Source organism: Pseudomonas artemisiae (assembly GCF_057128685.1).
Genome location: NZ_JBSKHS010000006.1, coordinates 110156 through 127970, shown reverse-complemented (window position 1 = coordinate 127970; position 17815 = coordinate 110156). Strand labels below are relative to the sequence as shown.

Genomic DNA, 17815 nt, shown 5'->3' with positions numbered 1-17815 from the left:
CACGGTCGGCGATCCATTGGCGCCAGGCTTGTGGCCCGGCGCGCGACGGATAATAACCATGAATTTTGCAGGGGAAGCAAACTAAAAATGGAGGGTTAGTACAAAACGCTATTAGATAATTCCTACAAAGCAGGTCCAGCAACAGGCTGTTACCAACCTATCAAATCGTTGATTTGAAAACGCTTTATAAAATTTTCTAACTAAACAGACAGGCCCTATAGGTGGGTAAAAATTTTTTTAACTTGCGTCGACAAATGGCGATGACAACAGGTGTCAGCCCCGGTTGAGTGCCAAACCCGGTACGTCCATATTGATCCTGCGCAATACCGCTTCAGCGAAGCTGTATACCGAAAACGCAATCAGCCCCAAGCCCATCACCATCAGCAACAGGCCACCGGCTGGTAGACCCTGCAAGGCATTGAGCGCCTCTTTCATCCCCGGTGGGTGCATGGCTTGGTAGCTTGAACCGCTGATAGCCAAAAGCACGGCGATCTCGATAAAAGCCACCCCGCGCGCGATCAGCCCAAAGCGCGACACGGGCCGCACGTACTTCATCACCTCGTCGTCTGCCTCGAAGTATTTTTCGAACGAGGCTTTCCAGCCTTTGAAAATATGCGCAATACCCACGCCCAGCGGAACCAGCGCCGCCAAGTACACCAGCAGGTTCGAGTGTTTCCAGGACAACAGGCGGGCCAGCAGGTCCTGGGCTTGCCCGCCACCGGAACCGCCTGAGCTGTTCAAACCACTGATCAACAACCCCAAGGCAAAGAAGGCCAAAGCACCATTGACGATTCCCCCAGCGAACAACCCTGCGCGGATGACCAGGCCTTTGACTTCAGTACCGTGGTTGTCCACGTCCCGGGTGGCTTGCAGCACGCGCCAGCCGGCGAACGCCAGCAGCCCGGCGACCACCAGGCCCACCAGGGTGTGGCCAAAGGGCTGGCTTAACAAGGCGGTCAAGCTGCTATGGCTGTCTTTTGGGTTACTGGAGTCGCGGGCAGCCAGTAAGGCAAAAATGCCGATGATCAGGTAAATGACGCCTCGGGCGGCATAGCCGGTGCGCGCCAAGATAACGAGGCTTTGATGCGGGGACATAACGTGGGCTCCGGGCAAATGACAGAGCAGCAGACCGGGGGCCGCGTGAGGGGTTCAGTGCAATGCCCCGCAGCGGCCAACGGCCCCGCGCCCGATTATCAGCGCCCGCGGGCCATGCCGCGCAACACGCCGTCACGGCGGATCAAGCCGTGGTACAGCGCCGCGGCCAAATGAACCAGTACGGTCAAGAACAGCAGATACGCCAGGTAGCCGTGGGTACTGCGCAATAAGGCAAAAATGCTGGCATCGGGTGCCAGCAAGGGCGGCAAGCGTACCCCCGCGCCCAGGTCGATCGGGTCACCTGCCGCCGACAGCATCGCCCAGCCCAGCAAAGGCAGGCTTAGCATCAGGGCATAGAGCAACCTATGAGAGCCCTTGGCCGCCAGCACCTGAACCAAGGGCAGGTCCGCCGGTAACGGCGGCTGGCGGGTAGACACGCGTACCGCCAAGCGGATTACCGCCAATGCCAGCAGGGCGATGCCTAGCGGCTTATGCAGTTGCACCAACCACTGGTGCCGGGCCGAGACTGACGCCACCATGCCCGCGCCAATAAAGAGCATGGCCAGCAGCGCCAAGGCCATGGACCAATGCAGCCAGCGGGCCAGGGGAACGAAATGTTGCAATGGCTTGCTCATGGGCGGGCCTCCTGGGGGGCGTGCAGGGCATCGACTTCACGGGTGCGGCGCAGGTACGAATCGGCATAAGCCGCCGAACGCGCCGGCAGCAGGGGGTCACCAGAGATTTCGATCCCGTCTGGCACTATGGTCGGATCATAGTTGATGTCTCGGCAGGGCCCATCCATTTGCGGCGCGGCCTTATCCAGCACCAGGGTGCCCGCCTCGACCGTGCGCCTGTCCTCAGGCCATTGCTTGCTGGCGTCGTCCACCGGGTCCCCAGGGTTGGCAAAGGTCATCCGTAGCGACCAGCTTAAGGTGCCAACCGACAGCCGCTGCCGCAGATCCTTGGCCAAATAGTCGGCGCCCTCTCCGGCGCTGGCGGCAGCGCTCTGGCCTATGGGCACCAGCGCCCAGCGCACGGCCTGGCGGCGGCCATCGGCGGTCGCCAAGTAAAACGCATTGAGGCCGTTATAGGCTTCGGTGGCATAGCTGGCCGAAGGCTTGGCGGTTTTCACCCAGGCCAGGAAAGGCCCAGCCTCTGGATGGCCGGCATAAAAGGCCTGCTGGGCCGCCGGGTTGGGTGTACCTGTGGCTGGGTCGGGGCGGCTGGCCTGCAGGCTTGCGAAAAACGCCTCAGGGGTACCCACCGGGAACACCGGCATGCTGTTCATGCCGGTGCGCCATTGTTGGCCATCGGCTTGGGTAAAGCGTAGGGCCAGGCTGCGGATAGGCACGCTGCTGTCTGGCGCGTAAGGGTTAACCCCGGGCAACGCGAAACGCCCCACCACCGGGGTGCGCCCTGGAGCGAAGACTGCAGCTTTCGAATCCCCAGCCAACTGCCCACGGCTTTCGAACCACCCGCTGACGCACACGCCCTTGGCATGGTTACGGCGGTAACCCACATGCTCGCCGCCGTTGATCTGCAGGGTGTCCACCACCCGTGTAGGGGTGATGCGGCCAGGGTCGAGCCAAGCGCGCACATAGGCGAAGGCAACCGCTAGTATCACGACCACAACGCCAATCAAACCAAACCGGCCGAATGCAGCCGCTCTACTCAGGGGTGGGGGTTTTGCCATGGCGCGGCGCTCCGGGGGTGAGAAGTGAGCCAGCCTGACGTGCCCTGGGGGCGGTTTATTCCCTGGTACCCCCACACGCCGTATGCTGTGCTGCCCCGTAGATACCGTTTTGATCCTCACCTCACAAGTGGAGCCATACATCCCGTAGCAGCAGGGCTTGCCCGCGACCGGGTTTAACTCAGTCGTGAGGCTGGTTGCGGGCAGGCTTGAACTGTACGGCTTATCCTGCCCCAAGCTGTAGCACTGGCTTGGCGCCTCGGCATGCCACACTGGCGCAAAAATAACTTAAGCGAATCCCATGACCCCTCGCGAAAACCAAGGCATGGCCCTCGGCCTGCTGGCCGTTATGATCTTCAGCCTTAGCCTGCCCATGACGCGCGTGGTGGTGCAGGACCTCAACCCTGTGTTGGCCGCCCTCGGGCGAGCATTACTCGCGGCATTGCCGGCGGCGGCGCTCTTGCTCTGGCGCCAGCAACAGCGGCCTACCCTCATCCAGTTCAAAGGCCTGTGCCTGGTGGTGCTGGGGGTGATCCTAGGCTTTCCGGTATTGTCGTCCTGGGCCATGCAAACCCTGCCCGCTTCCCACGGCGCCTTGGTCAACGGTCTGCAACCCTTGGTGGTGGCCCTGTTTGCCGCCTGGCTGTCCCACGAGCGCCCTTCCCGTGAATTTTGGCTATGCGCGGGCGTGGGCAGCCTGTTAGTGCTGGCCTATGCGGTCATACAAGGCGCGGGCAGCATCAGCGCCGGGGACTTGCTGATGCTGCTGGCCATCGCCTTGGGCGGGCTGGGGTATGCCGAAGGTGGGCGCCTGGCCAGGGAGATGGGCGGCTGGCAGGTGATCTGCTGGGCGTTGGTAATCGCCAGTCCATTACTGCTGGGCCCCGTGGCCTGGCTAACGTGGCGGCAAGAAGGGCCTATTTCCACGCAGGCATGGTGGGCCTTTGGTTACACCACGCTGTTTTCGCAGTTTATTGGGTTTTTTGCCTGGTACGCAGGCTTGGCCATGGGCGGCATTGCCCGGGTGGGGCAGGTGCAACTGCTGCAGATTTTCTTCACCATCGCGTTCTCGGCGGCCTTTTTCGGCGAGCAGATCGACACGCTCACCTGGGTGTTCGCCGCGGCAGTGGTAGGCACGGTGGTGATCGGGCGCAAAACGGCAGTAAAGCCTGCACGAGTGGTAGGTAGTTAACCGGGCCGGTAGGCAACTATCGAAATTGATGATGCACGGCAGCATGACTATCAATTTCTCGTGCAGTGACGATGGGCGTCTACTGAACCCACAGCACACCACTGACCTACCCCGAGGAACTCAAATGAACGCCCGCTTTGCCTTTGCCGCCCTGACCGCCGTTATCGCCACGGGTGCTTTCGCCCAAGATGGCGCCGACCGCAGCGTGGCCAGCACCCTACCGGTGGAAACCTACCACTACGGCATGAAGCTGGACGTGAAGAAAGTCATCTCTCAAACCGATGTCAGCAACAAGAGCGGCGTAGTACCGGTGACCATGGTGTATCAAGACAGCCAAGGCGCCCTGCACAAGCTCCAGTACCTGCAAGAAGGCGGTTACGACGACAACGCCAATGGCTAAATCGGCTGCTGCCGCTATAACCAAAAGCCCCGACTTGGTCGGGGCTTTGGCGTTTTAGGGCGGTTTAAGCCGTAGCTGCCATGGGCTGAGCCTGATTTGCGCTCTTAAGCGCGGTCAGTTGGGCCAACTGACGACGGTAGTGGCGGCCTTCTTGATTCAGGGCGATCAAAGGCTTACCGTCCTTGGCTTCGCTCAGAGACACGTACTTGCACACCACCAGTACCCGCAGCTCATGCAGGTCGTTTTCGGACAGCTGCTCTAGTTGACCCGCGTCGATAAGGTTCAGGAGTTGAAGGTGCTTTGCATCGTAGGTGTTCATGGAAAAACCAGGATGAGTCAAGGAAGATGGCATCTTGCCACTTCTTCCTGAAAACGCAGCTACCGCCAGACGAATGGGCTAATGGGGGTTATGACTGGTGGGTAAGGCAGCTAGGAGCACAGCGTGCGTAGGTAGTCGGCGCCAAGCACCGTGGCGCGGCCCACAAAGATTTTACTGAACGATCCCATCCGGGTTTCCGTCGTAGGGATCATCATGATCGGCATCTATCGTGGCTTGATCGAGGCCAATTCGATCGCCGACCGTTGGATTGCAATCACTGTTTCACAGTGCTCATAGGGGGCGTCGTGTCCAAGTTAAAGAGCTACTCGGTTAACGCTAACGGCATTCGCCAGCATATCGTCGAAGCCGGCGAAGGCCCGGCGGTTATCCTGCTCCATGGCTTCCCGGAAACCGGCTACGCGTGGCGCTTTCAGATCCCGGTGCTCGCCGAACGCTACCGAGTCATCGTTCCCGACCTTCGGGGTTATGGCGAGACCGACAAGCCTGCCACAGGCTACGACAAACGCAACATGGCCCTGGATATCCGCGAGCTGATGCGGGCGCTGGACATTCCAAAAGTCGCACTGGTGGGCCATGACCGGGGGGCGCGGGTGGCCACACGGTTTTCCAAGGACTTTCCGGAGTTGCTCGATCGTCTGGTGGTGATGGACAACGTGCCAACCCGTGTTGTTGCCCGTGACCTGGATGCCAAGATTGCGAAAGCGTACTGGTTCTTTATGTTCCACCTCGTTCCAGATCTACCAGAGGCATTGATTGCCGGACGCGAGCATATTTGGCTGCGCCACTTCTTCTCTGACTGGTGCCACGATCCACAAGCGATTATCGGCGAGGCCTTCGACACTTATGTAAAGGCCTATCAGGCCCCAGGCGCAGTGCGTGGAGCTATGGCCGACTACCGTGCCAACGCCACAGACGTCGCCCAAGACCTCGAAGACGAAGACACGAAGATTGCCGTGCCGACCATGTCTTTGTGGGGCGCGGATTTCCTTGCGGTTGCCAGGTTGTTCGACATGCCCACCATCTGGGCTGAAATGGCTGACAACCTAGAAACCCATGCCATCAAAGACTGCGGCCACCTGCCTCATGAAGAGCAGCCGGAAGAAGTGAACAGGCTGCTGCTGACGTTTCTTGAGCCGTGGAAAGGTTGAGCGGCGGTTCGGTTTATAGGTTAACCGCCGTAGGCAACCCTGGGTAGCCTGGGCGGCCCAGGCTTTTACTTAGTGGTCGTTCATCAGCGCGGCAGCTGGAGGCCTCGCGTCATCAACTGAGGTACACTGCCGGCTGCCTCTTCAAACGCGCTACCATCATGCCTGCGCTTAAATACCTGCAAGCCTACCCCGCCGATCTACAAGCCCGAGTGCAGTGGATGATCGCGCAGCAACGCCTGGGCGATTACCTGCAGCAACGCTATCCAGAGCGACACACTGTACAAAGCGACAAGGCGCTGTATGGCTATGTACTGGGCATCAAGCAGGAGCATCTGCGTAACGCGCCTAGCCCCGACAAGGTGTTGTTTGATAGCCGGCTCGACCTGACCCATCGCGCGCTAGGGTTGAACACGGCAATCTCCCGTGTGCAAGGCGGCAAACTCAAGGCCAAGAAAGAAATTCGTATTGCCTCACTGTTCAAGGAGGCCGCGCCGCAGTTTCTAAAAATGATCGTGGTGCACGAACTGGCGCACCTGAAGGAATCCGACCACAACAAGGCGTTCTACCAACTCTGCGAGTATATGCAGCCCGGCTACCACCAACTGGAATTCGACCTGCGGGTCTACCTTACCTGGCGTGACCTTGCCACCTGACCGGAAGTTGTCCATGGATGTCAGCAAAACCCGCACCAGTTTTTATCGCCGCCTGTACGTGGCTTACCTGATCGACAGCGGCTTGGCCAGCAGCATCCCCGCCTTGACCGAGGTGACCGGCATGCCGAGGCGCACCGCCCAGGACACCGTGGCAGCGCTGGCGGAGCTGGATATCGTGTGTGCGTTCGAGCAGGCCGAGGGCGAGCGTAACCATATCGGCCACTACCGGATCCGCGACTGGGGCGCAATCGACCGTGGTTGGGTCGAACGCAATCTCGCGCGGATCAAGGCCGTGCTGCGGTACCCTTGATCAGAGTGCGCTGGGGGCTTAAGACCGCCAGCGCACTCAGGCCTTGCGCGGCAACTGTTATTACCTCAGGCCGCCAGGCCGTTATGCCCCAGCAGCGTCACTTCTGTGTCAGCGGCAGCTGGGGTGCTGGGGGCGAAGTGGAAATTGCTGTCGTCAAGCTGATGGCTGAGGTCGCCCATTAAGGTAATTTCGAAGCGATGCCCGGAAGCGTCGGCATCCTGGTCCTTGATGTAGGTACGGTCGGTGTCGGCGTTGTAGGCCACTTTCAAGGTACCGCCCATGCCATCGCCCAAACCTGAGTAACCGAGGGCTTTGACGTCAATCACGTCCTTTGCTGGCGAAAAATCCAGGATTTGGTCATTGGCGCCTCGGTAGCTTGAGAGGGGGCTGTCATACACGAAGGTATCGGCGCCGGTACCGCCGGTCAGGCTGTCGCGGCCGCCACCGCCGTTGAGCACATCGTCACCGGCACGCGCATAGAGCATGTCGTCCGTATCGCCGCCCATCAGGTAACTGGCGCCGTCAGTTCCATAAGCCTGGTGAAACTGCTCCGTGACCTGGGCGTAATCCACCTCTCCCGCCAGGCTAAGAGTAGGCCCAAGCACCAGGCCGTCGGCAATCTGGGCAAAGGCCAGGTACTCTGGCGTGGGTGTGGTGATGTCCAAGGAAAAGTGATTGCCGCTGCTATCAGTCTTGAAGTTTTGCAGGGTGTAGGTGCCATCGGCGGCGCGGCTCAGGGCAAGGGTATCGTCATAGCCATCACCCAGGCCGGTGAACGGCAGGGCACTAAGGTCAATGCGATCACCCTCGCTGTAATTGAAGTCGGTGATTTTATCGCCCCCGCCTGACGCACTGGCCATGCTGTGACCCATGTACCTGTACTGGAACACATCAGCACCGGCGCCGCCGGTCAAGGTATCGGCGCCCGCCCCGCCTTCGAGGCGGTTATCGCCGCTGCCTCCGATTAGCAGGTCATCTCCCCCCAGCCCTGCCAGGGCGGCATCATCGGTGGTACCGGAAAAATCCAGGGTGTTTGCCGCGCTGTTGCCCTGGTGCAGCGCCACGAAATCCTGACTATTAAGTACGCCCCGGTAGTCGCCCTGCAACGCTACTTCGAAGCCGCGGGCTGCCCTTGTGTTATCCAGGTAACGCAGGTGGGTCAGCCCTGTGTCGGCGTCATAGCTCAATGCGAGGGTCTCGTAATAGCCGCTGCCGATATCCGACAGCCCTAGCCCGGTCATATCGAGGCGGTCCACACCTGCATGGAAGTCGCGGATAATGTCGAATGTCGCCAGGCGGCCGCCGGTGCTTTCATTGGCCTGGGTGAACACAAAAGTGTCACGCCCGGCGCCACCGGTAAGGGTATCAGCACCGGCACCGCCTGCCAGGCGATCAGCCCCGGCGCTGCCAAACAGGCTGTCATTACCGCCGCCGCCGAACAACGCCGTGGCGCCTGCGGTGGCCGTCAGGGTATCTGCTGCCTCGCTACCGTACTGGCGGTTCGGCGGGCGGGCGTCAATTTCAAGGGCGCCCACCCCGCTTTGCGCGGAGCCGAACCCGGTGAACAGGTTATCTTCAATCAGGTGTTGCTCAACGGGCGGGTTGTCCTGCTCAACGATGGCCGCCCCTGCATTGGGCTGAGCATTTATGCGGTTGTGGGAAATCTCGAAGGCATCGTCGGCGTTGTGGAATACGCCCTTTGCATCCAGATAGCCTTTGACCAGCACTTGCGGCCCTGTGCCGGCGAGTGCGTTCTGCGACAGGGTACTGTGGGTGATAAAAGCGCCCGTGCCGCCTTCGAGGATGATCGCTGGGCCCTGGTTGTCGTGAACAACCACGCCGTCGACGGTGCCGATCAAGCCGCGTTCGATGATACCAGCGCCGCCATTGCCATAGACCACGCCATAGGACACATCCCCGGCGTAGCGGTTGGGGTTGGGCGGGGCAAGGCGCTCCAGCAGCAAGCCGTTACCGGCGTTGTCATGGGACCGGCTGCCAATCAACATGGACGCGTCAGTGTACTGCACATCAAAGCCGTCACCGCCGTTGTGCGCGGCTTCGTTGTCGTAGAAGAGTACGCTGTCCCCGTAAACCGCGGAGGCGTCATTGGCAAAACGCGTGCTGAAGCCGTCGCCGCCGTTGTAGGTGGCCAGGCTGTCCTTGACCGTGAGCAGGGCCGTGAGCGGGTCGGCCACCAGGCCTGAGCCGCTGCAATTGGTCAAGGTCACTGCATCCACGGTCAGCGACAGGGCCAGGGCCTTGGCGTTGCTTTCGGTTCCACTGACCAAGCCATGCACGGTGCCTGTGGTGTGGCTTTGATTACCGTCGATGGTGAGGTCCCGTACCGTTACACCTCTGGTCTGGAACTGCGCTGAAGTGCGCACAATGCCGTCGATGTCATCGCTGGAGCCGTCGGCCAGTTTCAAGGTGGTCCGCCCCTGGCCATCGCCCACCAGGTCTACGTAGTTTTTGAGGGTAAGCGCGCCGCCGTCGGCGTTGGTGCCGCTGACCACGAAGGTGCCTTGCGGGACGAACACTTCGCCACCGCCGGCCTTGAAGGCTGCGTTTATGGCCAACTGGATGGCGTAGGTGTCGTCAGTGATGCCGTCACCTTTGGCACCGTAGTCCTTCACATTGAAAGCAGCAGTCATGGTCGAGTCCTGTATCTGAAGGGAGGGGGGTTGGCCGGACATCGGCATCGATCCTCCTCTGCTGGTGGATCCAGATAGCACACGGCATAGTATTTTATTGTTTATAGCGCTCTACGACTTTTTATTACTCATGAGTCAATTTTTTATCTGCCTGCCTCATAATACCGGAACCAAGACGTCAGAAGACAAGAAAGAACTTCCAGACTTTTATAAAAATAGTTTAAGTAGAATGGATTCAAGCCCAGAAAGCGTGAAAGGTTTTTGCAGTTTATTGACATTTGTATAGCGGGTTTCAATGCCTTCCGCGGCATAACCACTGGCAAATACAAAAGGAATAGATCGCTCTTGCAATACATCGGCTATAGGATATGACGTAACGCCATTAAGATTGATATCTAATACGGCTAAATCGAAGTCTGCTTCCATGGCGTACTGAAGCCCCTGCTCAAGTGTTGATGCCAGCAAGGCTACCTCATATCCTAGTTCAGCGAGCATTTCCGCGGTTAACATCGATATGATGAACTCATCTTCGACCAGCATGACCTTCAAGCTATTGTACCTCTCGCACTGGAATTTCAATAATGCAGTGAACGCCTGTTGCCAGAAAATTCAGTTTTACTCGAGAGTTATGTTCATGCAGTAGGGCATGCTCAATTACACGGCTGCCAAAACCCTTACGCAGGGGTGCAACTACCTCAGGGCCATCACTCTCCTGCCATTTGAGCTGTAATGTCTGTTCCGGTATAGTGCCTAGGAACTGCCATGTTAGGTTTACACACCCATTGATGCAAGAAAGTGCGCCGTGCTTCACAGCATTTGTGCAGAGTTCATGCAACACAGTAGCGATAGAGAGGGCGAGTTGTGGTTTAAGATACACTGAAGGGCCGCTGCAATAAAGCCGATCAGACCCTTTGGTAACAGTGTCGACCGTATCCCGAACAATGCTTTTCAGGTCTGCGCCATCCCAATTCGTTTGAGTGAGGAGGTTGTGTGTCCTTGACAAGGATATGAGGCGAGCTTCGAACTTTTCGATCGCTTCAGTTCCACTTTCACTGCGGAATGTATACGTGGCAACTGACTGTACGGTGGCCAAGGTATTTTTGACCCGATGGTTTAATTCGTTGATCAGCGTTTTCTGACGCTCCTCAGCTATTTTTTTTTCGCTGATGTCTTGAAAGCAATTAATGATGCCTACAATCTCGTTAGCCTCGTTTCGCAAAGGGTCAATATTCACAAGCACCCAAAGCCGACGACCATCTGGCTGCTCCACCTGTACCTCAAGGTTGCGATAGCTATTACCTTGGCGTAGCGAATCGACCATGGGCGTTTCATCATGGGGCATAAATTGGCCAGATGCTTTGTAGAGGCGATAAGAGCCGCAGTACCGCTCCTTCGGGTCTCCCGGAATGGGAAGACGCCCCCACAGCTCGCCAGCGCGCCGATTGTAGCGAACGACCACCCCATCCAGATCACAAACGCAGACCGCACCTGGTACGAACTCCAGAAGTTTGTCATCCAGCATGACTGAAGCGTGAAGCGTTGCGGTCCCCGACGTGACTGAAGCGGGTGTGGCCTGGCTCATTTTCCTTCCCTCAACGTACTCGCCCAATTGCCATTTACCATAGGAGTATTGCTTCTAAGGTGCAACAATTTGACGCCAAACGGGCAGCGCGTATGTCGCCGAGGTATACGCTGCAAATAGAGGCTTGGGGCAGCGGGCTATACCCGTAATCGTTAGCCGGTCCGGTTTTCCAGTCACCCATGGAACACGGCTTGGTCGGCCAGTACCTGGCAGACGGGTATTCAAGCACCAGGCAGGCAGCCTCGCGCTTGCTCTGCGTGGTGAAGGTACGTCGTTGTCTGCTCATCGAACCCCTTTATGGGGCGATCATTTTCGCCTAAAAAGGTGTCCGGGTTAGTAGACCACTACACGCTCTACCGATAGTTTATAGGCAGGCTGAAGCTCAGGTGGGGCTTTAAAAATTCAAGTGCTACCCATTTCCATAGGAATACCGATGAGCCCAGAAAAATTCAGCCTTCGATCATTGATACTTCGCAGGTTTCCTTGGCCCTTCAAATTGTGTACCACTTTTATAGTGGTAGCGATCGCTTATCTTCTACGAGCGGAGGTTTTTACCTCGCTTCCCCCCCTCCCACTGTTATTCTTCCTCCCAGCGATTCTTTTCTCCGCCATTTTTTTCGGGATGGGGTTTGGGGTACTGGCGACAGTACTCAGCGGTGCTATAGCGGACTATTTTTTCCTCCCGCCTATGAAATCCTTTGCTATTGCAGCGCCCAATGCGGTGCTTAGCCTACTGTTGTTTCTGTCAACCGGGCTGCTCATTAGCCTTATGGGTTCGGCCCTACGCAGCGCCTACCGTGACGCCGAAAAACTGCAGCGCGCGACTGCCGCTGCTTATATCAGGGCCAATGAAGCGCGACTGGAAGCTGAAGCGGGGGAGCGGGAGCGCGAGCTTTTGCTGGTTGAATTTGGCCATCGGGTCAAGAATGACATGCAGCGTACGATCGCTACGCTTGGCTTCAAGGCAGCGCAATCCACACCCGAGGTGGCAGCAGCGTTGAAGGAAGCTGCCAACCAGATAAATGTAGTCGCTTCCATGCATGACCGGCTTGCTCACCGAGACGGCGATGTGGCCGTTGCCATGGGCGATTATTTAAATGATCTTGTCTTAGGGCTTAAATCCACCATGGCAGGAACCCGGCCTATCAGCTTGTTCGTTGAGGCTCAACCTCATACCCTTCCCCTCGACATCGCCGGCCCTGTCGGTTTGATCACCAACGAACTGGTAACAAATGCGCTTAAGCATGCGTTTCCGGATAACAGGGCAGGCAGCATTACTATTACCTTCATTCACAACGAAGCAGGCTATTGCCTCACCGTGGCGGATGACGGTATCGGGATGACAGAGCAAACGCCTCAGGCTATGAAACCGCGTCAAGGGGGCTTGGGTAAAAAGTTGACTCGGGCCCTGGCTACTCAGCTCGGTGGGCGGCTCGAGAGCCGTGCTGGTGTACCGGTTGGAACCCTACATACGTTGATTTTTGCCGGAGTGTAGGGACAAAGGCAGCTTACACCAGAGACGTTTTCCGCGAGCACCAGGCAGGGCCTGCTGATACGCTTGTCATGAGGCCCCTGTATAACGCTCTACATGCCGAGCACAATCCCGTCCGTTGCCCAATTGAACTGATGTCCGTGTCTGATCATCGATAGATAAGCCATTAGCGCAATGCACCCTCTACTTCGCCAGGTGCATCGATCTGATACCTACTGCTTCTCGGTGTTGAACATTGGCTTACTAACCGCGGATACGGACATATGCAGGCACCGATGATTCAAGAGCTCAATTTTCAGGTCTTGTTCGAATCCCTTCCCCACCTTGTGCTGGTGCTGTCTACCGGCCCCGATTTCATCATGTTGGCGGCCAATGAAGCGCGCTTGCGCGGTACCAATACCCGGCGAGAGGATTGCATCGGCTACTCGATATTTGAAGTATTCGGTAGCAACCCGGATGAGCAGTCAGAATTCGGTGCCGGTGTATTACGCGCCTCGCTGGAGCGCGTAGTACACACACGTAAGCCGGACCGTATGGCAGTTACCAAATATGACATCCCTCGCCCGGACAGCGAGGGGGGCGGTTTCGAAGTGCGATACTGGAGCCCCTTGAACACACCGGTGCTCGATGACAGAGGTGAGGTCACCTGTATCATTCACCAGACCGAAGATGTAACCAAGCAGGTGCTCGACCAACAGCGCGCCAATTTGAAAACCACCGATGAACGCTTCCGCGCCGCGCTACTGGCTTCGGAAGCGGGGATTTTCGACTGGTATATCGATGAGGATCGGCTCTACTTCGACAATGCGCTGCAGCAGCTTTTCGGATTGCCGGATGTACTAACGTCCAACCCTGTCGAACGCTTTCTCGACTACGTGGACCCCAATGACCGGGAGCAGGTACGTCTGTCACTGGCTGAGTGCATTAACGGAAAGCCCTTTACCGTAGAGTTCCGACTCCATCGACGTACAGAAGAACAGTGGCTGATGTGCAAGGGCGAGGTATTCCGGGATGCCGCGGGCACGCCTTCCTATGTGACCGGTACGTGCGTAGATATCAGCGCCCGCAAGCAGGCCGAGAAGGCACTGCGCGAACTCAACGAGACGCTGGAAGCCCGAGTGGCTGCTGAAGTAGCCGAGCGCACGCAGGTTGAACATGCACTGCATCAGGCGCAGAAGATGGAAGCGGTCGGTCAGCTCACAGGGGGAATTGCGCACGACTTCAATAACCTGCTCACCGGCATTATTGGCAGCCTTGAGCTAATGCAACGACGTCATCGTGCCGGTAACACCATGGATGACGAACGCTACATCAACGCAGCGGTGACCTCGGCTCAACGAGCGGCAGCGCTCACTCAGCGCCTGCTGGTGTTTTCCCGCCGGCAGACGCTTGACCTTAAGCCGATTGACGTCAACCAGCTCGTGGCCTCGCTTGAGGACCTTTTCCAGCGCACAACCGGGGAAAATATCCAGATTTCCACCCGGTTGGCGGCCGGCCTGTCGCTGGCCCGCATGGATGCCAATCAGCTCGAAAGTGCTTTGCTCAACCTGGTTATCAACGCACGCGATGCAATGCCGCAAGGCGGTACGATTGCCATCATGACCGCCCTGGTTCGGCTAGAACGCGACCAAAGCGAGTTGATTCACCTCAAGGAAGGGGACTATATAAAGCTGACGGTGACGGACACCGGCGTGGGAATGTCCGCCGACGTTATGGCCAAGGTATTCGAGCCCTTTTATACAACCAAGCCCATAGGCCAGGGAACGGGGTTGGGACTTTCCATGGTGTACGGATACTTGCGCCAGGCTAAAGGGGCTATCCAGATCCTATCGGAACCCGGAAAAGGCACCTGTATCGAACTGTACATGCCCTGCTATGAAGGCGATGAAAGCATCCTGCCGGAGCAAAATAGTGCAGCGCCTCTGGGCAGGGGCGAGACTGTTCTGGTCGTCGAAGACGAGACCGTGGTTCGCTCACTCATCATGGAGGTATTGGGCGAGTTGGGTTATCAGGCGCTTGAGGCAGCAAATGCCCATGAGGCCATCCCATTTCTGGAAAGCAAGCAGCGCATCGATCTGATGGTCTCTGATGTCGGCCTGCCCGGTATGAATGGACGGCAGCTGGCCGATCTTGCCCAGTCGAGCCGGCCTAACCTGAAGGTGCTCTTCGTTACGGGCTATGCCGAGGGCTCCAATGCGAGCGACTATCTAGCTTCCAATATGGAACTCATTACCAAACCTTTCGCCCTCGACGCGATTGCCCACAAAATCAGTGAAATGCTGAATTCATTTCCTACAAAAACCTGACCCTGCTCAACCACCCCACGATCAATGCCATCAATCCCTACCATCACCCCAATCGAGTTCTCCGGCCAAGCTCATCGCGCGACACTCGTGCCTGTAGCCAAACAACCCTTACGGAGTACTCGACCATGAAACGCACTCAACTCGCTCTCACCCTGTCCATTGCCCTGATCGGCACCCTTGGCCTGCAAAGCGCTCAAGCCCGTAGCCTGTCCCACGATGTAGCCCAAACCCAGGCACCGGCCGCGGCGGTTGCTCAGGATGGTTCGGATCGCAGCCTGAACAGCGTTGCCCAAGATGGCTCGGATCGCAGCATTAACCGGATGGTTTAACCCACCTACCCTGCTTGCGTTAGCCTGACAAAACCCGGCCTTGAGCCGGGTTTGGTTTGCGTGGGCCGCTCTTCCTGTATGGCTTACTGGGTTATGATGCCGCCCTTTGATTATCGGCGCGCCCATGTTCAGCCTTAGCTTGCTGCTTACCCCTCCCCCGGAAGCTTTCGCCAGTCAAGTTCAAAAGCTTGCGATCGATCACCTCACCCTGCTCGGCAGCGTTTCGCTTGCTCCAAGCAACCCGCTGTATCCCCTGTATCAGTACGGCTTGGGCCTGGAAGTGCATCATTACCTGCAAGCCATGAGTGGCGATACGGGTTTGCAAGTTGAATTGCTGCTGGCGCTGGACGAGGCACAGCCTGCCAAGGTGCTGGGGTTTGTCCTTTACCTGCCCGCGCAGGGCGGTGCGGGTGCCTGCACCTTGCTCTATCTGGTGGTGGTTGCTGACCACCGTGGTCGGGGCATTGGCAAGGCGTTGCTCAAGGGCGTGACTGCGCGCTACCCCCATACCGAAGCGGCCTGCGCGCTGGCGGTGGTGGATTGGTTCGAGATGCAGGGCTGGTACGTCTTGAGTGCGCGGGGGCCGCAGGTGGTGGTCAACACACGGGCTGTGCACGCCTTGGGCGAGGCGCGCTTGCTGGATGTAGCCCCGCTCTACCGCACCCTGGAGGTGCAGCAGATCCATACCTACCTGCTCAAGCAACTGGGCCGCAGGGCCATGGTGCAGGCTGAAAAACAGCGGGATTACCGGCTTGATCAGCTGGAGCGGCAAGCGGCGGCTTATGTAGAAGCGCAGCGGCGGTGAGGCTGGCGGAACTATCTTAACGTTGCTGAGGCAGCTAAACGCAACGCTTGCGCCGGGCCGGCCGGCCGGCTTTACCTATAGCGTCTAAGGGAAGGCCGCTGGCCTGGTTGCCAACCGCACTGCAGCCCGGCAGTAATAGGCAAGCGCCGAGCAGGTATGGACACCTGCTGGCGCAGGCCTTGCTCTAGCATTCGAAACGTCCCCTTTAGGGGGCCCTCGACCGCACAAGGAGCAAGGCACCATGTCCAACATGCAAGGCAAAGTGGTACTGATCACCGGTGCCAGCAGCGGCATCGGCGAAGCGGCGGCTCGGCTGATCGCCGCCAAGGGCGCCCATGTGGTACTGGGCGCTCGCCGGGTCGACCGGCTGGAGGCACTGGCTACGGACATCGCCGCCCAGGGCGGGTCGGCCAGGTTCCGCGCACTGGATGTGACCAACGCCAGCGACATGCAAGGTTTCGCCGATTTCGCCAAGGCCGCCTTTGGCAAGATCGACGTGATCATCAATAACGCCGGGGTAATGCCCTTGTCGCCCCTTGCGTCCCTGAAGCTCGACGAATGGGACCGGATGCTGGACGTCAACGTGCGCGGCGTGTTGTACGGCATCGCCGCGGTGCTGCCCACCCTGCAGGCCCAGGGGCAGGGCCATGTAATCAATATCTCGTCCATTGGCGGCCTGTCGGTTTCGCCCACGGCGGCGGTGTACTGCGCCACCAAGTTCGCGGTACGGGCGATTTCCGATGGCCTTCGGCAGGAAACCGACCGCTTGCGGGTTACCGTGGTGTGCCCAGGGGTAGTCACCTCGGAGTTGGCCAACACCATCACCGACGCCGCTGCCAGGGAGGCAATGAATAGCTTTCGACAAGTCGCCCTGGCCCCAGACGCGATCGCTCGGGCCCTGGCCTACGCCATCGAACAACCGGACGACGTGGACGTCAGCGAGATCGTGGTGCGGCCCACCGCCAGCCCGTATTAAGCGCGTTTAAAGGCCGACTAGCGCTGGCAAGCCGCTGATATCTTGAATCTGGTGATAGTTGTACGAGGCATCGGCAGGCGCTTCGTGGCCGCGGGCAACGAACACCTTGTGCTTGATGTGCATGTCGTGGGCAGAGAACAGGTCGTAGCGAAAGCTCGAAGATACATGCAACACGTCTTGCGGGCCGCAGCCCAGGTTATCGAGCATAAATTCGAAGGCCGCCAAGCGTGGCTTGTACGCCTGGGCCTGCTCAGCCGTGAATACCTTATAAAAAGGGGCACCCAGTTTTTCCACATTCGACATGATCTGGCTGTCGCTGGCGTTGGAGAAAATCACCAGGGGGATTTTATCGGCGATCTTGGAAAGCCCGGCGGGCACATCCGCATGGGGGCCCCAGGTCGGCAGCGCCTCATGCAGGTGCTGGCCCTCGTCGCGGTATTCCACGCCCCAGCGCTTGCAAGTACGGGCCAGGGCCGTTTTGATCACCTCGTCATAAGGTATCCAACTGCCCATTACATGATCCAGGCGATAGGCAGAAAAATCCTTGATGAATGTGTCCATGTTTTCGCCTGATACACGGTCGGCGAAAAATTCCCGCGTCATATGGCTCATCTGGAAGTTGGTCAAGGTGCCGTAGCAGTCGAAGGTGATGAACTTAGGCCGCAGAACGCTCATGTTGGGCACTCTTTGTAAAGGTTGAATAGCCTTGGACGTCAGGCCTTACCAGGAGTGCCGCTGACCACCCCTGTAGGAGCCAACACAGTTGGCGAACAACCCATCTCCCAAACCAAGCGCCAAACGACCGCTCATAAGGTCGGTAAAGGTTATGTTGACGCCCCCTTAGCG

Annotated in this window: 18 protein-coding genes; 10 read left to right on the top strand and 8 right to left on the bottom strand. The window is 58.3% G+C overall.

The window, feature by feature from the left end; genetic code table 11:
* Positions 1 to 273: 273 nt before the first annotated feature.
* From ACWKV4_RS09715 to ACWKV4_RS09705, 3 genes are all read right to left on the bottom strand, one after another.
* The gene (locus tag ACWKV4_RS09715) at positions 274 to 1095 is read right to left on the bottom strand and encodes a DUF1206 domain-containing protein (protein WP_483831860.1); all 822 of its coding nucleotides are present in this window, start codon (positions 1093 to 1095) and stop codon (positions 274 to 276) included.
* Positions 1096 to 1193: 98 nt separating this feature from the next.
* The gene (locus ACWKV4_RS09710) at positions 1194 to 1730 is read right to left on the bottom strand and encodes a cytochrome b (protein WP_483831859.1); all 537 of its coding nucleotides are present in this window, start codon (positions 1728 to 1730) and stop codon (positions 1194 to 1196) included.
* Positions 1727 to 2788 carry a catalase family peroxidase gene (locus tag ACWKV4_RS09705; protein WP_483831858.1) on the bottom strand — a complete coding sequence of 354 codons (1062 nt, stop codon included), beginning with the start codon at positions 2786 to 2788 and terminating at the stop codon, positions 1727 to 1729. Before ACWKV4_RS09705 ends, ACWKV4_RS09710 begins: the two co-directional genes overlap by 4 nt.
* 298 nt (positions 2789 to 3086) lie before the next feature.
* On the opposite strand from ACWKV4_RS09705, the gene ACWKV4_RS09700 reads away from it, so the two are divergent.
* Complete coding sequence (locus ACWKV4_RS09700) at positions 3087 to 3977, top strand: DMT family transporter (protein ID WP_483831857.1); 891 nt, start codon at positions 3087 to 3089, stop codon at positions 3975 to 3977.
* 124 nt (positions 3978 to 4101) lie between these two features.
* Positions 4102 to 4377, top strand: a complete 276-nt coding sequence (locus ACWKV4_RS09695; RefSeq protein WP_483831856.1) for a DUF2790 domain-containing protein — start codon at positions 4102 to 4104, stop codon at positions 4375 to 4377.
* 64 nt (positions 4378 to 4441) lie between these two features.
* On the opposite strand, the gene ACWKV4_RS09690 is transcribed toward ACWKV4_RS09695, so the two are convergent.
* Positions 4442 to 4696, bottom strand: coding sequence for a hypothetical protein (locus tag ACWKV4_RS09690; RefSeq protein ID WP_483831855.1), 255 nt, complete (start codon positions 4694 to 4696; stop codon positions 4442 to 4444).
* 305 nt (positions 4697 to 5001) lie between these two features.
* On the opposite strand from ACWKV4_RS09690, the gene ACWKV4_RS09685 reads away from it, so the two are divergent.
* From ACWKV4_RS09685 to ACWKV4_RS09675, 3 genes are all read left to right on the top strand, one after another.
* Complete coding sequence (locus tag ACWKV4_RS09685) at positions 5002 to 5865, top strand: alpha/beta fold hydrolase (protein ID WP_483831854.1); 864 nt, start codon at positions 5002 to 5004, stop codon at positions 5863 to 5865.
* A gap of 158 nt (positions 5866 to 6023) precedes the next feature.
* Positions 6024 to 6518: a YgjP-like metallopeptidase domain-containing protein gene (locus ACWKV4_RS09680; protein WP_483831853.1), complete on the top strand. Its 495-nt coding sequence runs from the start codon at positions 6024 to 6026 to the stop codon at positions 6516 to 6518.
* Positions 6519 to 6531: 13 nt separating this feature from the next.
* Entirely contained in the window at positions 6532 to 6828 is a 297-nt protein-coding gene (locus ACWKV4_RS09675) for a winged helix-turn-helix domain-containing protein (protein WP_483831852.1), read from the top strand.
* Positions 6829 to 6893: 65 nt separating this feature from the next.
* Here ACWKV4_RS09675 and ACWKV4_RS09670 read toward each other — a convergent pair whose 3' ends face one another.
* From ACWKV4_RS09670 to ACWKV4_RS09660, 3 genes are all read right to left on the bottom strand, one after another.
* On the bottom strand, positions 6894 to 9479 hold the full coding sequence (locus ACWKV4_RS09670) for a M10 family metallopeptidase C-terminal domain-containing protein (RefSeq protein ID WP_483831851.1): 2586 nt from the start codon (positions 9477 to 9479) through the stop codon (positions 6894 to 6896).
* A 207-nt stretch (positions 9480 to 9686) separates the two neighbouring features.
* Complete coding sequence (locus ACWKV4_RS09665) at positions 9687 to 10019, bottom strand: response regulator (RefSeq protein ID WP_483831928.1); 333 nt, start codon at positions 10017 to 10019, stop codon at positions 9687 to 9689.
* A gap of 10 nt (positions 10020 to 10029) precedes the next feature.
* Positions 10030 to 11001, bottom strand: a complete 972-nt coding sequence (locus ACWKV4_RS09660) for a PAS domain-containing sensor histidine kinase (RefSeq protein ID WP_483831850.1) — start codon at positions 10999 to 11001, stop codon at positions 10030 to 10032.
* Between the two features lie 493 nt (positions 11002 to 11494).
* Here ACWKV4_RS09660 and ACWKV4_RS09655 point away from each other — a divergent pair, with 493 nt between their 5' ends.
* The 5 genes from ACWKV4_RS09655 to ACWKV4_RS09635 all read left to right on the top strand — a co-directional run bounded on the left by ACWKV4_RS09655 (position 11495) and on the right by ACWKV4_RS09635 (position 16969).
* On the top strand, positions 11495 to 12556 hold the full coding sequence (locus ACWKV4_RS09655; RefSeq protein ID WP_483831849.1) for a DUF4118 domain-containing protein: 1062 nt from the start codon (positions 11495 to 11497) through the stop codon (positions 12554 to 12556).
* A gap of 272 nt (positions 12557 to 12828) precedes the next feature.
* Positions 12829 to 14859, top strand: a complete 2031-nt coding sequence (locus ACWKV4_RS09650; protein WP_483831848.1) for an ATP-binding protein — start codon at positions 12829 to 12831, stop codon at positions 14857 to 14859.
* 125 nt (positions 14860 to 14984) lie between these two features.
* Positions 14985 to 15188, top strand: a complete 204-nt coding sequence (locus tag ACWKV4_RS09645; RefSeq protein ID WP_483831847.1) for a hypothetical protein — start codon at positions 14985 to 14987, stop codon at positions 15186 to 15188.
* 124 nt (positions 15189 to 15312) lie between these two features.
* Positions 15313 to 15993 carry a GNAT family N-acetyltransferase gene (locus ACWKV4_RS09640; protein WP_483831846.1) on the top strand — a complete coding sequence of 227 codons (681 nt, stop codon included), beginning with the start codon at positions 15313 to 15315 and terminating at the stop codon, positions 15991 to 15993.
* A 241-nt stretch (positions 15994 to 16234) separates the two neighbouring features.
* A complete protein-coding gene (locus tag ACWKV4_RS09635; RefSeq protein WP_483831845.1) occupies positions 16235 to 16969 on the top strand; it encodes an SDR family oxidoreductase in 735 nt (244 codons plus the stop codon).
* Positions 16970 to 16975: 6 nt separating this feature from the next.
* Here the strand turns inward: ACWKV4_RS09635 and ACWKV4_RS09630 are convergent, their stop codons facing one another.
* On the bottom strand, positions 16976 to 17644 hold the full coding sequence (locus tag ACWKV4_RS09630; RefSeq protein WP_483831844.1) for a haloacid dehalogenase type II: 669 nt from the start codon (positions 17642 to 17644) through the stop codon (positions 16976 to 16978).
* Between the last annotated feature and the right edge of the window lie 171 nt (positions 17645 to 17815).

Coding starts and splice junctions, on each gene's coding strand:
- ACWKV4_RS09715 (WP_483831860.1), bottom strand. CDS start 1,095: ATGTCCCCGCATCAAAGCCTCGTTATCTTGGCGCGCACCGGCTATGCC.
- ACWKV4_RS09710 (WP_483831859.1), bottom strand. CDS start 1,730: ATGAGCAAGCCATTGCAACATTTCGTTCCCCTGGCCCGCTGGCTGCAT.
- ACWKV4_RS09705 (WP_483831858.1), bottom strand. CDS start 2,788: ATGGCAAAACCCCCACCCCTGAGTAGAGCGGCTGCATTCGGCCGGTTT.
- ACWKV4_RS09700 (WP_483831857.1), top strand. CDS start 3,087: ATGACCCCTCGCGAAAACCAAGGCATGGCCCTCGGCCTGCTGGCCGTT.
- ACWKV4_RS09695 (WP_483831856.1), top strand. CDS start 4,102: ATGAACGCCCGCTTTGCCTTTGCCGCCCTGACCGCCGTTATCGCCACG.
- ACWKV4_RS09690 (WP_483831855.1), bottom strand. CDS start 4,696: ATGAACACCTACGATGCAAAGCACCTTCAACTCCTGAACCTTATCGAC.
- ACWKV4_RS09680 (WP_483831853.1), top strand. CDS start 6,024: ATGCCTGCGCTTAAATACCTGCAAGCCTACCCCGCCGATCTACAAGCC.
- ACWKV4_RS09675 (WP_483831852.1), top strand. CDS start 6,532: ATGGATGTCAGCAAAACCCGCACCAGTTTTTATCGCCGCCTGTACGTG.
- ACWKV4_RS09670 (WP_483831851.1), bottom strand. CDS start 9,479: ATGACTGCTGCTTTCAATGTGAAGGACTACGGTGCCAAAGGTGACGGC.
- ACWKV4_RS09665 (WP_483831928.1), bottom strand. CDS start 10,019: ATGCTGGTCGAAGATGAGTTCATCATATCGATGTTAACCGCGGAAATG.
- ACWKV4_RS09660 (WP_483831850.1), bottom strand. CDS start 11,001: ATGCTGGATGACAAACTTCTGGAGTTCGTACCAGGTGCGGTCTGCGTT.
- ACWKV4_RS09655 (WP_483831849.1), top strand. CDS start 11,495: ATGAGCCCAGAAAAATTCAGCCTTCGATCATTGATACTTCGCAGGTTT.
- ACWKV4_RS09650 (WP_483831848.1), top strand. CDS start 12,829: ATGATTCAAGAGCTCAATTTTCAGGTCTTGTTCGAATCCCTTCCCCAC.
- ACWKV4_RS09645 (WP_483831847.1), top strand. CDS start 14,985: ATGAAACGCACTCAACTCGCTCTCACCCTGTCCATTGCCCTGATCGGC.
- ACWKV4_RS09640 (WP_483831846.1), top strand. CDS start 15,313: ATGTTCAGCCTTAGCTTGCTGCTTACCCCTCCCCCGGAAGCTTTCGCC.
- ACWKV4_RS09635 (WP_483831845.1), top strand. CDS start 16,235: ATGTCCAACATGCAAGGCAAAGTGGTACTGATCACCGGTGCCAGCAGC.
- ACWKV4_RS09630 (WP_483831844.1), bottom strand. CDS start 17,644: ATGAGCGTTCTGCGGCCTAAGTTCATCACCTTCGACTGCTACGGCACC.